Annotated in this window: 11 protein-coding genes and 1 pseudogene; 4 read left to right on the top strand and 8 right to left on the bottom strand. The window is 70.2% G+C overall.

Annotated features, from left to right (window positions below; genetic code table 11):
• Window positions 1-72: 72 nt before the first annotated feature.
• The 6 genes from ABZ896_RS23610 to ABZ896_RS23585 all read right to left on the bottom strand — a co-directional run bounded on the left by ABZ896_RS23610 (window position 73) and on the right by ABZ896_RS23585 (window position 5,437).
• A complete protein-coding gene (locus ABZ896_RS23610) occupies window positions 73-990 on the bottom strand; it encodes a universal stress protein (protein ID WP_360932360.1) in 918 nt (305 codons plus the stop codon).
• 148 nt (window positions 991-1,138) lie between these two features.
• Window positions 1,139-1,381 carry a DUF397 domain-containing protein gene (locus tag ABZ896_RS23605; RefSeq protein ID WP_360932357.1) on the bottom strand — a complete coding sequence of 81 codons (243 nt, stop codon included), beginning with the start codon at window positions 1,379-1,381 and terminating at the stop codon, window positions 1,139-1,141.
• Between the two features lie 95 nt (window positions 1,382-1,476).
• Window positions 1,477-2,643, bottom strand: a complete 1,167-nt coding sequence (locus ABZ896_RS23600; protein WP_360932355.1) for a thiolase domain-containing protein — start codon at window positions 2,641-2,643, stop codon at window positions 1,477-1,479.
• On the bottom strand, window positions 2,640-3,683 hold the full coding sequence (locus tag ABZ896_RS23595) for a thiolase domain-containing protein (RefSeq protein WP_360932352.1): 1,044 nt from the start codon (window positions 3,681-3,683) through the stop codon (window positions 2,640-2,642). The genes ABZ896_RS23600 and ABZ896_RS23595 overlap by 4 nt, the downstream gene beginning before the upstream one ends.
• Window positions 3,680-4,621, bottom strand: a complete 942-nt coding sequence (locus ABZ896_RS23590) for an OB-fold domain-containing protein (RefSeq protein ID WP_360932349.1) — start codon at window positions 4,619-4,621, stop codon at window positions 3,680-3,682. The genes ABZ896_RS23595 and ABZ896_RS23590 overlap by 4 nt, the downstream gene beginning before the upstream one ends.
• A 12-nt stretch (window positions 4,622-4,633) precedes the next feature.
• A complete protein-coding gene (locus ABZ896_RS23585) occupies window positions 4,634-5,437 on the bottom strand; it encodes a crotonase/enoyl-CoA hydratase family protein (protein ID WP_360932346.1) in 804 nt (267 codons plus the stop codon).
• Window positions 5,438-5,614: 177 nt separating this feature from the next.
• Here ABZ896_RS23585 and ABZ896_RS23580 point away from each other — a divergent pair, with 177 nt between their 5' ends.
• The 3 genes from ABZ896_RS23580 (at window position 5,615) to paaK (ending at window position 10,634) form a co-directional block, all read left to right on the top strand.
• Window positions 5,615-7,225, top strand: a complete 1,611-nt coding sequence (locus ABZ896_RS23580; protein WP_360932343.1) for an acyl-CoA synthetase — start codon at window positions 5,615-5,617, stop codon at window positions 7,223-7,225.
• Between the two features lie 344 nt (window positions 7,226-7,569).
• On the top strand, window positions 7,570-9,282 hold the full coding sequence (locus ABZ896_RS23575; protein ID WP_360932464.1) for a sulfatase: 1,713 nt from the start codon (window positions 7,570-7,572) through the stop codon (window positions 9,280-9,282).
• Window positions 9,283-9,341: 59 nt separating this feature from the next.
• On the top strand, window positions 9,342-10,634 hold the full coding sequence (gene paaK / locus ABZ896_RS23570) for a phenylacetate--CoA ligase PaaK (RefSeq protein ID WP_360932340.1): 1,293 nt from the start codon (window positions 9,342-9,344) through the stop codon (window positions 10,632-10,634).
• A gap of 12 nt (window positions 10,635-10,646) precedes the next feature.
• Here the strand turns inward: paaK and ABZ896_RS23565 are convergent, their stop codons facing one another.
• Both ABZ896_RS23565 and ABZ896_RS23560 read right to left on the bottom strand, forming a co-directional pair.
• Window positions 10,647-11,243 (bottom strand): hypothetical protein, encoded by a 597-nt coding sequence (locus tag ABZ896_RS23565; protein ID WP_360932337.1) that lies wholly within the window; start codon window positions 11,241-11,243, stop codon window positions 10,647-10,649.
• Window positions 11,244-11,270: 27 nt separating this feature from the next.
• Window positions 11,271-12,764, bottom strand: coding sequence for an acyl-CoA synthetase (locus ABZ896_RS23560; protein ID WP_360932334.1), 1,494 nt, complete (start codon window positions 12,762-12,764; stop codon window positions 11,271-11,273).
• Window positions 12,765-12,827: 63 nt separating this feature from the next.
• On the opposite strand from ABZ896_RS23560, the pseudogene ABZ896_RS23555 reads away from it, so the two are divergent.
• Window positions 12,828-13,367, top strand: a pseudogene (locus ABZ896_RS23555) (penicillin acylase family protein); the annotation flags it as partial.
• Between the last annotated feature and the right edge of the window lie 87 nt (window positions 13,368-13,454).

The following is a 13,454-nucleotide window of genomic DNA, read 5'->3' as shown; positions in this document are numbered from 1 at the left end:
CTCATGGTCGGCGCCACATGTGGTGCGGAGCCACATCCGGGAGAAAGCCTTGCACCGATCTTGACGTGGGGATCACTCCTCGGGCGGCGCGGGCTCCAGCATTCCCGGCGGGACCACCGCCACGGGGCTCGCCGCGTGCAGCAGGACGGCCTGGGTGACCGAGCCCGTCATACGGGCCGGGGCCGACAGACGGCGGCGATGGCGGCCGACGACGACCAGGTCCGCGTCCTTGGAGGCGGCGACGAGGTGACCGGCCGCGTCGCCCGGGGCCACGTACGGCTCGGCGACGACCTCCGGGTGTCGTGTGCGGTGCGGGGCGACGAAGCCCTCGGCCAGGGCCCGGGTCTCGTTCTCGACGGCGTCCTGGTCGACCGTCGGCAAGATCGGCTCGCCCGGCGACGCCCAAGTCCGCAACGGCCACTGGTAGGCGGCGACCACCTGGAGGCGGGCACCGCGCAGGGCGGCCTCGGCGAAGGCGAACGCGAGCGCGCCCTCGTCGGGGCTGTCCACATGGAGGCCGACGACCACCCGGGGGCCGGGGCCGGCCGGCGCCTCGGAGGGGACCTCACGTCCCGGGCGGGGCACCACGACGACCGGGCATGCGGCGTCCCGCGCGGCCGCCATGCCGTTGGAGCCGAGCAGCAGACTGGCGAAGCCGCCACGGCCCCGGGAGCCGAGCACCAGGAGCTGCGCGGCCGAGCCCAGCTCGGGCAGCACCGCGCCCGGTGCGCCCTCCAGGCCGACATACTCCACGCGCGGGCGGTCGGACAGCCCCTCCAGATACGTCCGTGCCCGGTCGAGGACCGGATCGTCGTCCGGGTCGGGGGCACCGGCCACCAGGACGTCGGGCTGGCCCCAGGCCGCGTACTGGCGCACATGGGCCACCCGCAGGGGCGCCGCGCGCCTGCGGGCGGCGTCGAGCGCCCAGTCCAGGGCGCGCAGGCTGTCGTCCGAACCGTCGACCGCCGCGATCACCGGCAGCGTGCTCATCAGGGTTCCTCACCTCCGGAAGTACGACCCTCCCCTTCCCGGACCTGCCTCGCTCAGGCATCGGTCCCGGGAAGGGACTCCAGGTCGCGTGTCCGGAAAAACGGAAGGAACACCTCCGGGTCACCTCGGGTGATCACACCCCGTCGGCTCAGGTGAGGTCGAACTCCCCTTCCCGTGCCCCCGACACGAACGCGCCCCACTCGGCGGGCGTGAAGATCAGAGAAGGGCTCTCCGGGCGGCCGCTGTTGCGCATCGCGATGAACCCCTCGACAAAGGCGATCTGGACATCCCCCAGGCCACGGCTGCTCGAGTGCCAATCGGCTGTGCTCAGGTCCAGCTCCGGCTTGTCCCAGCCCATGAGCGGCTGCTGCTGGATGGTGCTCTCGGCCACGTCCGTGCTCCTCCCGATTGCGTCGTCCGCGGCCAGCCTAGCGATCGACTTCCACCGCCGACAGGCCACGTGAGGGGGACCTTTACCGAGGCATTTCACGCATCAGGGAGTTCGGACCCCACGAGCCACATCGAGAAGAACTGGGAGCCGCCGCCATAGGCGTGCCCCAGCGCCCGGCGCGCCCCGTCGACCTGGTGCTCCCCGGCAAGACCGCGCACCTGGAGGGCTGCCTCCGCGAAGCGGATCATGCCCGAGGCGCCGATCGGATTGGTGGACAGCACCCCGCCCGACATGTTGACGGGCAGGTCCCCGTCGAGTTCGGTCACCCCGGCCTCGGTGAGCTTCCAGCCCTCGCCCTCGTCGGCGAACCCGAGGTTCTCCAGCCACATGGGCTCGTACCAGGAGAACGGCACGTACATCTCCACGGCGTCGATGTCCCGGCGCGGGTCGGAGATCCCGGCCTGCCGGTACACGTCGGCCGCGCAGTCCTTCCCGGCCTGCGGCGACACCGCGTCCTTGCCGGCGAAGAGCGTGGGCTCGCTGCGCATCGCGCCGCCCAGCATCCAGGCGGGTCGACGGGGCGCGCGGGCGGCGCCGGCCCGGTCGGTGAGCACCATCGCGCAGGCGCCGTCGGAGGAAGGGCAGGTCTCGGAGTAGCGGATCGGGTCCCAGAGCATGGGCGAGGCCTGGACCTTCTCCAGGGTGATGTCGTGCTCGTGGAGGTGCGCGTACGGGTTCTTGAGGGCGTTGCGGCGGTCCTTGTACGCCACCAGGGAGCCGACGGTGTCGGGCGCGCCGGTGCGCCGCATGTACGCGCGCACGTGCGGCGCGAAGAAGCCGCCCGCCCCCGCGAGCAGCGGCTGCTGGAAGGGGATGGGCAGGGACAGCCCCCACATCGCGTTGGACTCGGACTGCTTCTCGAAGGCCAGCGTCAGCACGGTGGAGTGGACACGGGAGGCGACAAGTCCCGAGGCGACCAGGGCCGTTGATCCTCCTACCGATCCCGCCGTGTGCACCCGCAGCATCGGCTTGCCCACCGCGCCGAGCGCGTCGGCGAGGTACAGCTCGGGCATCATGACGCCCTCGAAGAAGTCGGGCGCCTTGCCGATGACGACGGCGTCAATGTCGGCCCAGGTCAACTCGGCGTCGTCGAGCGCCCGCCCGGCGGCCTCCCGGACGAGCCCGGCGATCGACACGTCCCGGCGTGCCGCGACGTGCTTGGTCTGGCCGATGCCTACGACGGCCACGGGCTCCTTGCTCATCGGGGATCCCCTTCGAGTACGGCGACCAGGTTCTGCTGGAGGCAGGGGCCGGAGGTGGCGTGGGCGAGGGCCCGGTCGGACTCGCCCCGGTGGATGCGGGAGGCGGCCTCGCCGATGCGGACGAGACCGGCGGCCATCATCGGGTTGGCGGAGAGGGCACCGCCGGACGGGTTGACGCTGGTGGAGTCGTCGAGCCGCAGCGCCTTGCGCAGGACGACCTCCTGCGAGGTGAACGGCGCGTGCAACTCGGCGGTGTCGACGGGCCGTTCGAAGACACCGGCCTTCTCGGCGGCGAGGCGGGTGGAGGGCGAGTCGGTGAGGTCCCGGACGCCGAGCGAGTGCGCCTCGATGCGGTGGTCGATGCCGCGGATCCAGGCGGGCCGCTCGCAGAGTTCCCGCGCCCGCTCCCCCGCGGCGAGGACGACCGCGGCGGCTCCGTCGCCGATCGGCGGGCAGTCGCCGGTACGCAGGGGTCGTACGACGTAATCCCCTTGCGGCACCGGACTCTTGAGCTGGGCATGCGGGTTGTCCGTGGCACGGCTGCGGGCGCCGATCGCCGCCAGTTCCGGTTCGTCCGTCTCGCCCGCGTCGATCAGCGCCTGCGCCTGGAGGGCGGCCAGGGCCACCGAGTCGGGCCACAGGGGGGCGACGTAGTACGGGTCGAGCTGGCGGGTGAGGACGTCGCGCAGGGAGCCGGGCGAGGACTTGCCGTAGGAGTAGACGAGCGCGGTGTCGGCGTCGCCGGTGAGCAGCTTGGTCCAGGCCTCGTACAGGGCCCAGGCGCCGTCCATCTCGACGTGCGACTCGGAGATGGGCGGCCAGGCACCGACGCCGTCGAGGGCGAGGGTGAAGGAGAAGGCGCGCCCGGCGAGGTAGTCGCTGGAGCCGGAGCAGGTGAAGCCGATGTCGGCGGTCTTCAGGCCGGTCTGCGCCAGCACGCCGTGCAGGACCGGCATCAGCATCTCCACCTCGGACATGTCCTCGGTGGAGCGCAGGGTGTCGGTCTGGGCGAAGGCGACGACCGCGATGTCACGCGTCACAACAGCTCCTTGTAGGTGTCGTACTCCGCGTCGGGCTCCCCGGTGGGCCGGTAGTGGTCCGGATAGCGGCCGCCTTCGGTCCACACCGGCTCGACCCTGAGGCCCATCCGCACCTGGTCGTACGGGATCCCGCCGATCCGGCCGTGCAGCGCGAGGTCGGCGCCGTCGAGGGCGATGTGGGCGTAGACGTACGGCACCTCGATGTCGAGGTTCTTCGCCTTGATGTTGACGATGCAGAAGGTGGTGACTGTGCCGCTGGGACCCACTTCCACCTGTTCCGATGTGGCGACACCACATGTGGGACACGCACCCCTCGGCGGCACGTACACCTTGCGGCAGGAGGGGCAGCGCTCGCCTACGGTCCGGTTCTCGGCGAGGGCGTTGATGTAGGCGGTCTGGGCGCGGCCGGGTGAGTAGGTGTAGTCGAGACGGGCCTGGGCGACGATGCCGGCGACCGGGTCCTCGGTCTCGCCCGCGTGGAGGGTGGCCACGGACTCCTCGCCGTCGTACGGCTCGAAGCAGGCGATGTCGGTGATGGCGCCGGAGCGCTCCTCGGCCCAGCGGATGCGGACGCGCATGCCGGTTCGCACGGCGTCGGGGCCGGGGGCGTCGAGGGCATGCAGGAGGGCGGTGTCGGCGCCGTCGAGCTTCACCAGGACCCAGGCGAAGGGCCTGTCGAGCGGCTGGCCTCGGCGTGGGGCGGGGTTCCAGGCCCAGGTGGTGACGGTGCCGGTGACGCCGACATGGACGAGATCGCGGATCTCCTCGGCGGTGACGGGGTCGTACTCGACCGGCGGGACGAGGATACGGCCGTCACGGGTCCGTACCCCGAGGACGAACCGCTCGCGCAGGCCGGTGAGGAAGGCGCTCTGCACGGGGCCGAGGGAGCGGGTGAAGGGGAACTCGACGACGAGGGGGGCTTTGAGGACTTCGGGCATGCCCGGGCTCCTTCAGTGGCGTTGGTAGTCGGGCGGTCGCTTCTCCGCGAAGGCGCGGGCGCCCTCCTTGGCGTCGGCGGTGTCGAAGATCGGCCAGCCGCGCTTGAGTTCGGCGGCCAGTCCGTCGGTCTCCGTCATCTCGGCCGTCTCGTACACGGAGGCCTTGACGGCCTCGACGGCCAACGGGCCGCAGGCGTTGATCAGTTCGGCGATCTCCAGGGCCTTGTCGAGGGCGGCGCCGTCCGGGACGACGTGGCCGATCAGTCCGATGTCGGCGGCCTCGCGCGCGGTGTACGGCCGTCCGGTGAGCAGCATCTCCAGCGCGTGGGTGCGCGGGATCTGGCGCTGGAGACGGACAGTCGATCCGCCGATCGGGAAGAGCCCGCGCTTGACCTCGAACAGTCCGAAGGTCGCGGACTCGCCCGCGACCCGGATGTCGGTGCCCTGGAGCATCTCGGTGCCGCCGGCCACACAGTACCCCTCGACGGCCGCGATCACCGGCTTGCGCGGCCGGTGATGGCGCAGCATCGCCTTCCAGTGCAGGTCCGGGTCCGCCTTGAGGCGGTCGCGGTACTGCTCGCCCTCGCCGCCCCGGCCCCCGGCCAGGGCCTTGAGGTCCATGCCGGCGCAGAACGTGCCGCCCGCGCCGGTGAAGACCACCGAGCGGATCGAGTCGTCCGCGTCGGCCTCCATCCAGCCGTCGTGGAGCCCTACCAGCATCGGCAACGAGAGCGCGTTCTTCGCCTCCGGCCGGTTGAGCGTGAGCACCAGTGTGGCGCCCTCGCGCTGGACGTTGAGGTGTTCCGTGCCACCCATCGACCGTCTCCCCTCTGCCAGAACGAGAACAGGTTGCAGGAGTGGCCGATCCACTTCAAGGGTTTTCTGACAGACAGTCAGATTTCTTCGCGCGGACCCTTCACAGTTGCGTTGCCCTTTGCTCTGATGACCGGCGAACCCTCACAGAGACAGGCCCTTGCTCGGTCAGGAGGAGCGGTGGAGTACAACCTTGCGGACCTGTTCGAGTCGGTCGTCGACGTGGTCCCGGATCGTGAGGCGCTCGCGTACTTCGACATCCCGGGCACGGGCGAGGAGCGCCGGCTGACGTACGCGGAGCTGGACGCCGCCGCCAACCGCGTCGGCCACCATCTGCTCGACAGCGGGATACGCGCCGGCGAGCACGTGGGCCTGCATCTCTACAACGGCGTGGAGTACCTCCAGGTGCTGCTGGGCTGCCTGAAGGCGCGGCTCGTGCCGGTCAACGTCAACTACCGCTACGTAGAGGACGAGTTGGTCTATCTGTACCGGGACGCCGATCTGACCGGCCTGGTCTTCGAGGCGGAGTTCGCGGAGCGGGTGGCGGCCGCGTTGCCGCACGCGGAGCGACTGCGGCATCTGGTGCGGGTCGGGGACGCGACCGAGGCGGGCGGGCTGTCGGCGGTGCCCTTCGCCGAGGCCTCGGGGTCAGCGGAGCGCGGGTTCCCCGCCCGGTCCGCCGACGACCAGTTCATCATCTACACCGGCGGCACCACCGGCATGCCCAAAGGGGTGATGTGGCGTCAGGAGGACCTGTTCTTCTCGGGGTTGGGCGGTGGCGCGCCGACCGGTGAGCCGGTGAAACGGCCCGAGGAGCTCGCCGAGCGGGTCGCGGCGGGCGGGGCGGGCCTCACCTTCTTCCCCACGCCCCCACTGATGCACGGTACTTCCACGCTGACGGCGCTCATCGGCTTCAACTTCGGCCAACGGGTCGTCCTGCACCGCAAGTTCGTGCCCGAGGAGGTGCTGCGGACCGTCGAGCGGGAGAAGGTCAACGCCATGTCGCTGGTCGGCGACGCGATGCTGCGGCCGCTCATCGACGCGTTGGCCGGGCCGATGAAGGGCACGGACATGTCGTCGGTGTTCAGCGTGTCCTCGTCCGGGGCGATCATGTCGGACACCGTGCGCCGGGAGTTCCAGGCGCTCGTCCCGAACGCCATGCTGCTCAACAACTTCGGCTCCTCCGAGTCCGGTTTCAACGGTACGGCGACGGAGGACGCCGGTCCCGAGCGCGGCTTCCGGGTCCGGGTCAACTCCCGTACCCAGGTGGTCGACCCGGCGACGTACGAGCCCGTCACGGTGGGCGAGGTGGGACGGGTCGCCCAGTGCGGCCATGTGCCGCTCGGCTACTACAACGACCCGCGGAAAACCGCCGAGACGTTCTTCGAGAAGGACGGCGAGCGGTGGGTGCTGCTCGGGGACATGGCGACCGTCGACGAGGAAGGTGTCGTCACCGTCCTCGGCCGTGGGTCGCAGTGCATCAACACGGGCGGCGAGAAGGTGTATCCGGAGGAGGTCGAGCAGGCGCTCAAGGCGCATCCCGATGTGTACGACGCGGTGGTGGCCGGGGTGCCGGACGTGAAGTGGGGTCACCATGTGGCCGCCGTGGTGCAGCTGCGTGAGGGGGCGGGAGGGATGTCTCTTGAGGACGTCCAGACGCACTGCCGGGCGCGGCTCGCGGGATACAAGATCCCACGTCAGCTGGTGGTCGCCGAGTCCATCCACCGGTCGCCGAGCGGCAAGGCGGACTACCGGTGGGCGCGGAAGGTGGCGGTCGCGGCGGACGGGTGATTCCTTACCGGTGCCTTACCCATGCATTTGAACCGGCGGCGACATGGGATCGTACTGGGGATGGCAGGCGCGGACACGGGCTTTGTCCGACCTGCTGTCCCAGGCTCCCTCGCACGACCGCACGGAAGGACCATCGAGTGCCGCTCTTCACTCGCTCCCGCCACCTGCACGACCGCACCGAGGGCGAGACGGAACCGGGGAGTGGTGGGGCGGAAGAGGCGGAGAAGACCGGCGGTGCCGTCGATAGGGAAGGCCCGGAGGCCACCGGCGGCACGGAGGCCGAGCCCCAGGCCGAGCCCCAGGCGGATGCCGGCGACGACGAGGCAGCCGACAAGGCCGAGGTCATTGCCGACAAGGCTGCGGAGGAAGGCGACGCGGCAGCCGCCCCCGCCAACTCGCCCGCCTCCCAGCGCCCCGGCTGGTTCGGCTGGCGCCGCCGCTACCCCTTGGCCGCGCGAGTCGTGAACGTCGGGACGACCGTGCTGGCCGCCGTGCTGGTGCTGCTCGTGCTGCTGCTCCCGAACCGGCTCGACCGCATCTCGCTCCTGTGGTCCCTGCGGATCCCCGTGGAGGGCATCATCCTCGCGGGCGTCCTCCTCGTGCTGCCGCCGAAGCCGCGCCGGATCCTGGCAGTCCTCTCCGGCCTCTTCCTCGGGCTGTTCGCGGTCCTGAAACTCACCGACATGGGCTTCTACCAGTTCCTGGCCCGACCGTTCGACCTGGTCTTCGACTGGATCCTGCTCACCGACGGCATGGACTTCCTCAAGGACACATTCGGCCGCACCGGCGAGGTGCTCGCGGTGATCGGCGTCATCCTCCTGGTCATCGCCGTCATCACGCTCAACACCCTCGCGGTGGTGCGGCTGTCGAACGTCCTGGGCAGGCACCGCCCCGTGGCCGTCCGCACCACCCTCGTCTTCGGCACCGTGTGGGTGCTCTGCTTCACCCTCGGCGTGCAGTTCGGCGGTGTCGCGGTCGCCAACAAGGGCAACACCGAGGTGATCGCCAACCGCATCCAGTTCGTGCGCAACGGCCTGGGCGACGCCGAGGTGTTCCGCAAGGAGGCCGCCGTCGACGCCTTCGCCTCGACCCCGTCGGACCAGCTGCTGACCGGACTGCGCGGCAAGGACGTCCTGTTCACCTTCATCGAGAGCTACGGCCGGATCGCGATCGACGACCCGACGATGGCCCCGGAGATCGACGCGACCCTCACCGAGGGCACGAACCGGCTCAAGTCGGCCGGTTTCGCCTCGCGCAGCGGCTGGCTCACCTCGCCCGTGACGGGCGCCGGCAGCTGGATGGCCCACTCGACGTTCCTGTCCGGCCTGTGGGTCAAGAACCAGCAGCGCTATCTGAGCCTGACCAGGAGCGACCGCGCGACCCTCACCAGCTACTTCCAGAAGACCGGCGCCTGGCGCACGGTCGGCATCGTCCCCGGCGTGCGCAAGTCCTGGCCCGAGGGCAAGTACTTCGGCCTGGACCACATCTACGACTCCACCCACCTCGGCTACAAGGGCCCGTACTTCAGCTGGACGCCGGTGCCGGACCAGTTCAGCCTGGAGGCCTTCCAGAAGCTGGAGCACGGCAAGAAGGACCGTGACCCGATCATGGCGGAGATCATCCTGGCCTCCAGCCACAACCCCTGGTCGCCCATCGCTCACATGATCGACTGGAACGACCTCGGTGACGGGACGGTCTTCAACCAGATCAAGAAGGAGGGCACCGACCCCAAGCAGGTCTGGAAGAGCGCGTCGCGGGTGCGCACCGAGTACCGCAAGGCCATCCAGTACTCGCTGGACAGCCTCACCGAGTGGATGCAGCGCTACGGCGACGAGAACACCGTCCTCGTTTTCCTCGGCGATCACCAGCCCGTCCCGACGGTCACCAAGGGCACCAGCAACCGGGACGTGCCGATCACGATCGTCGCCAAGGACCCGAAGGTGCTGGACCGGGTCGCCGACTGGGGTTGGACGGACGGCCTCAAGCCGGCCGACAACGCGCCTGTGTGGGGCATGGACACCTTCCGGGACCGTTTCATGACGGCGTTCGCCAAGTAGGGCCGAGTCGGCCGGGTCCGGCCGGGGTCCGGTATGCCTGCGCCGAGTAGGGTGCGCTCGTGGAGACGACGCGGCTGCTGGACTCCGGGGAACGGCTGAACGGCGAGGAACTCAGGGCGCTCCAGCTGGAGCGGCTGCGCGGTTCCCTGCACCATGCGTACGAGAACGTGCCGTTCTACCGGGCGGCCTTCGACAACGCCGGTGTCGCACCCGCCGACTGCCGGTCGCTCGACGACCTCGCCCACTTCCCCTTCACCACCAAGGCGGACCTGCGCGAGAACTACCCGTACGGCATGTTCGCCGTGCCCCGCGAACATGTGCGCCGCATCCATGCCTCCAGCGGCACCACCGGACGCCCCACGGTCGTCGGCTACACCGAGAACGACCTTTCCATGTGGTCCGACATGGTGGCGCGGTCCATCAGGGCGGCCGGCGGACGCCCCGGGGACGTGGTGCATGTGGCGTACGGCTATGGGTTGTTCACCGGTGGTCTCGGCGCCCACTACGGCGCCGAACGACTCGGCTGTACGGTCGTCCCCGCGTCCGGCGGCATGACCGCCCGCCAGGTCCAGCTGATCCAGGATCTGCGGCCCGGGGTCGTCATGGTGACGCCGTCGTACATGCTGACGCTCCTGGACGAGTTCGAGCGGCGGGGTGTGGACCCGCGCGGGACCTCGCTGCGGGTCGGTGTCTTCGGTGCCGAGCCCTGGACCGAGGCGATGCGCCGGGAGATCGAGGAGCGGTTCGCGATCGACGCCGTGGACATATACGGGCTGTCGGAGGTGATCGGTCCCGGTGTGGCGCAGGAGTGCGTGGAGACGAAGGACGGGCTCCATGTGTGGGAGGACCACTTCTTCCCCGAGATCGTCGACCCCGTGACCGGTGAGGTGCTGCCTGAGGGCGAGAAGGGGGAGCTGGTCTTCACCTCGCTCACCAAGGAGGCCATGCCGATCGTCCGCTACCGCACACGGGACCTCACGCGGCTGCTGCCGGGGACGGCCCGTGTCTTCCGGCGGATGGAGAAGGTCACCGGCCGCAGCGACGACATGGTGATCCTGCGCGGGGTGAACCTCTTCCCCACCCAGATCGAGGAGATCGTCCTGCGCACCCCGGGCGTGGCACCCCACTTCCAGCTCCGCCTCACCCGAGAGGGCCGCCTGGACGCCCTCACGGTCCGGGCGGAGGCCAGACCGGACACCACGCCGGACGACCGGTCCAGGGCTGCCCAGGCCATCACCGCGGCCGTGAAGGACGGCATCGGGGTGTCGGTCACGGTCGAGATCGTCGACCCGGAGTCCCTGGAGCGCTCGGTCGGCAAGATCCGCCGCATCGTGGACCTGCGCCCCCGCTGAGACGGATCCCGCTCAAAGAGGCTCGAAGCTCGGCTGCACGGGCCCGATCTCACCGGCGGCGGCCAACTCCGCCAGGTCCTCGGGCTCCAGGAACTCCAGGGCTTCCGGCTCGACGCCGTGGTAAGGATCGACATCGAGCAACTGCCGCACGAAGGCCAGGACGAAGCCGGAGAACGGCCCGTCGAAGGTCTCGCACCCCTCCTCGTGGGCCATCGTGACGATCTTCCAGCGGCCCGGATCCGGGTCGCAGGGCAGAAAGAAGTGCTCGTCACCGCTGTGGTCGTAGCCCCAGGAGATCAAGCCGCCGGGTTCCGGATGGAACGGATGAGGGACATGTCCGGTGTCACCGTCCCCGAACGCTCTGGCCCGTCGCCCGGCGAACCTCTGATGCGTCTTCCGCATGCGCTCCAGCAGTGGGGTCGATCCGCCGGGGTGGAAGACGACGAGTTCGCCGGAGATCACCCCGCTGCCGTAGGCGTCCAGGAAGGCCTTGAAGTCGGCCGGAAGGGCGGAACCCAGGTGGTGCTCGACGTCCGCCCAATCGTCCGGGCGCGGCCGGCGGCCCGGAGGCGCTCCCAGCAGTGACCGCAGCTCTTCCAACGGGGTCATGTGCTGCTCCGAATCTCGTACAGCGGGCTAGGACAGCCGGTCCCGCAGCTCCCGCTTCAGGATCTTCCCGCTTGCGTTGCGTGGCAGTTCGTCGACGAAGATCACCCGCTTCGGGGCCTTGAAGTGGGCGAGCTTTTCGCGGGCGTGGGTGATCAGGGTCTCTTCCGTGACCTCGTCGCGGGGGACGACGACCGCTGTGACCGCCTCGATCCAGCGGTCGTCGGGCAGGCCGATCACGGCGACCTCGGCGACCGCCTCATGGGTGTAGAGCGCGTCCTCGACCTGGCGTGAAGCGACCAGCACGCCACCGGAGTTGATGACGTCCTTCACCCGGTCGACGATGGTGAAGTAGCCGTGCGCGTCTCGGACGGCGAGGTCGCCGGAGTGGAACCAGCCGTCGCGGAAGGCCTCGGCGGTCTCCTCGGGCTTCTCCCAGTACCCCTCGCACAACTGCGGTGACTTGTAGACGATTTCGCCGGGCGTCCCGTCGGGCACGTCCTCGCCGTCCTCGTCGACGACCCGCGCGTCGACGAACAGGACGGTACGGCCGCAGGAGTCCATACGGCCCTTGTGCTCGTCCGGCGCCAACACCGTGGCCAGGGGCCCGATTTCGCTCTGACCGAAGCAGTTGTAGAAGGCCAGTTCCGGAAGGCGCTCGCGCAACCGCTCCAGCACGGGCACCGGCATGATCGACGCGCCGTAGTACGCCTTGCGCAGCCCGCCGAGGTCGCGGGTGGCGAAGTCGGGGCGGTTGGCGAGGCCGATCCAGACCGTGGGCGGGGCGAACAGGCTGTCCGCGCGCCCCTCTTCGATCAGGTCGAAGAGCCGGTCGCCGTCGGGCCCGTCGAGGATGACGTTGGTCGCGCCGACCGCGAGATAGGGCAACAGGAAGACGTGCATCTGCGCCGAGTGGTACAGCGGCAGCGAGTGCACGGGCCGGTCGCCGGCGCTCAGGTCGCAGGCGGCGATCGCGCTCAAGTACTCGTGCACCAGGGCCCGGTGGGTCATCATCGCGCCCTTGGGCAGCGCGGTCGTACCCGAGGTGTAGAGCAGTTGGACGAGGTCCTCGCTGCGCGGCTCCGGTCCGTCGTACGGCGCCGAAGCGGGCAGGCGGGCCAGCAGCGAGTCGTCGGAGTCGCGCAGCGGCAACACCCGTACGCCGTCCGGGAGTCGGTCCGCGAGACCGGGGTCGGCGAGGACCACCTCGCTGCCCGACTGGCCGACGATGTAGGCGAGATCGTCCCCGGTGAGGTTCTGGTTGACCGGCACGTGGACCAGGCCCGCGCGGGCGCAGGCGAGGAACGCGATGAGGTAGGCGTCGGAGTTGTGGCCGTAGGCGCCGACCCGGTCGCCGGGCGAGAGACCCTCGCCGAGCAGGACGCCCGCGGCGCGTGAGACGGCGTCGTCGAGGTCCTCGTACGTCCACGAGCGGTCGCCGTACTCCACCGCGACGCGCGCGGGCGTGCGGCGGGCGCTGCGCCGCAGCACTCCGTCAACCGTACTGCCGTGTCCTGGCGTCATACCGCACAACCTACCTGTAGGTATGGTCAACCGCTCCTTCCCTCAATGATGTTGGGAGGCACCATGCGCACCCGCTTCAGACACACCGTCGTCGCGGTCGTCGCCCTGCTCACGGCGGGTACCGCGTTACCGGCGTCCGCGGCGCAGAGTCCGGAACGCCAGGACCGTCCGTCCCACGGCGGTCTGTCCGCCACCATCCGTTACACCGAGTACGGCATCCCGCACATCCTCGCCAAGAACTACGCGGACCTCGGCTTCGGCACCGGATGGGCGCAGGCCGCCGACCAGGTGTGCGTGCTCGCCGACGGGTTCGTGACCCTGCGCGGCGAGCGTTCGCGCTTCTTCGGCCCGGACGCGGCCGCCGACAGCGCACTGTCGGGGGCGACCGGGAACCTCTCCAGTGATCTGTACTTCCGCGGTGTGCGGGAGTCGGGCACCGTCGAGAAGCTGCTCGCCGAGCCGGCGCCGGCCGGGCCGAGCCGTCGGGTGAAGGACCTCATGCGGGGCTTCGCGGCGGGCTACAACGCCTGGCTGAAGCAGAACCGCGTCGGCGACCCGGCGTGCCGGGGCGCGGACTGGGTCCGCCCGGTCACCACGGTGGACTCCCGGAACGCCCCGACGGCAATGGACCCCCCGGTCATCGCCACGGCCAACAACACGGCACACCCGGCGAGTTGAGCGGCGCGCCAC

This window comes from Streptomyces sp. NPDC047072, from assembly GCF_040643855.1.
Lineage (GTDB): Bacteria > Actinomycetota > Actinomycetes > Streptomycetales > Streptomycetaceae > Streptomyces.
Note: the sequence above shows the minus strand (reverse complement) of the source record. Positions and strands in the feature narration are given on the sequence as shown.

Excerpts from the sequence above, each read along its gene's own strand:
- ABZ896_RS23565 (WP_360932337.1), bottom strand. The coding sequence starts at position 11,243 with ATGACCCCGTTGGAAGAGCTGCGGTCACTGCTGGGAGCGCCTCCGGGC.
- ABZ896_RS23610 (WP_360932360.1), bottom strand. The coding sequence starts at position 990 with ATGAGCACGCTGCCGGTGATCGCGGCGGTCGACGGTTCGGACGACAGC.
- ABZ896_RS23590 (WP_360932349.1), bottom strand. The coding sequence starts at position 4,621 with ATGCCCGAAGTCCTCAAAGCCCCCCTCGTCGTCGAGTTCCCCTTCACC.
- ABZ896_RS23560 (WP_360932334.1), bottom strand. The coding sequence starts at position 12,764 with ATGACGCCAGGACACGGCAGTACGGTTGACGGAGTGCTGCGGCGCAGC.
- ABZ896_RS23585 (WP_360932346.1), bottom strand. The coding sequence starts at position 5,437 with ATGGGTGGCACGGAACACCTCAACGTCCAGCGCGAGGGCGCCACACTG.
- ABZ896_RS23600 (WP_360932355.1), bottom strand. The coding sequence starts at position 2,643 with ATGAGCAAGGAGCCCGTGGCCGTCGTAGGCATCGGCCAGACCAAGCAC.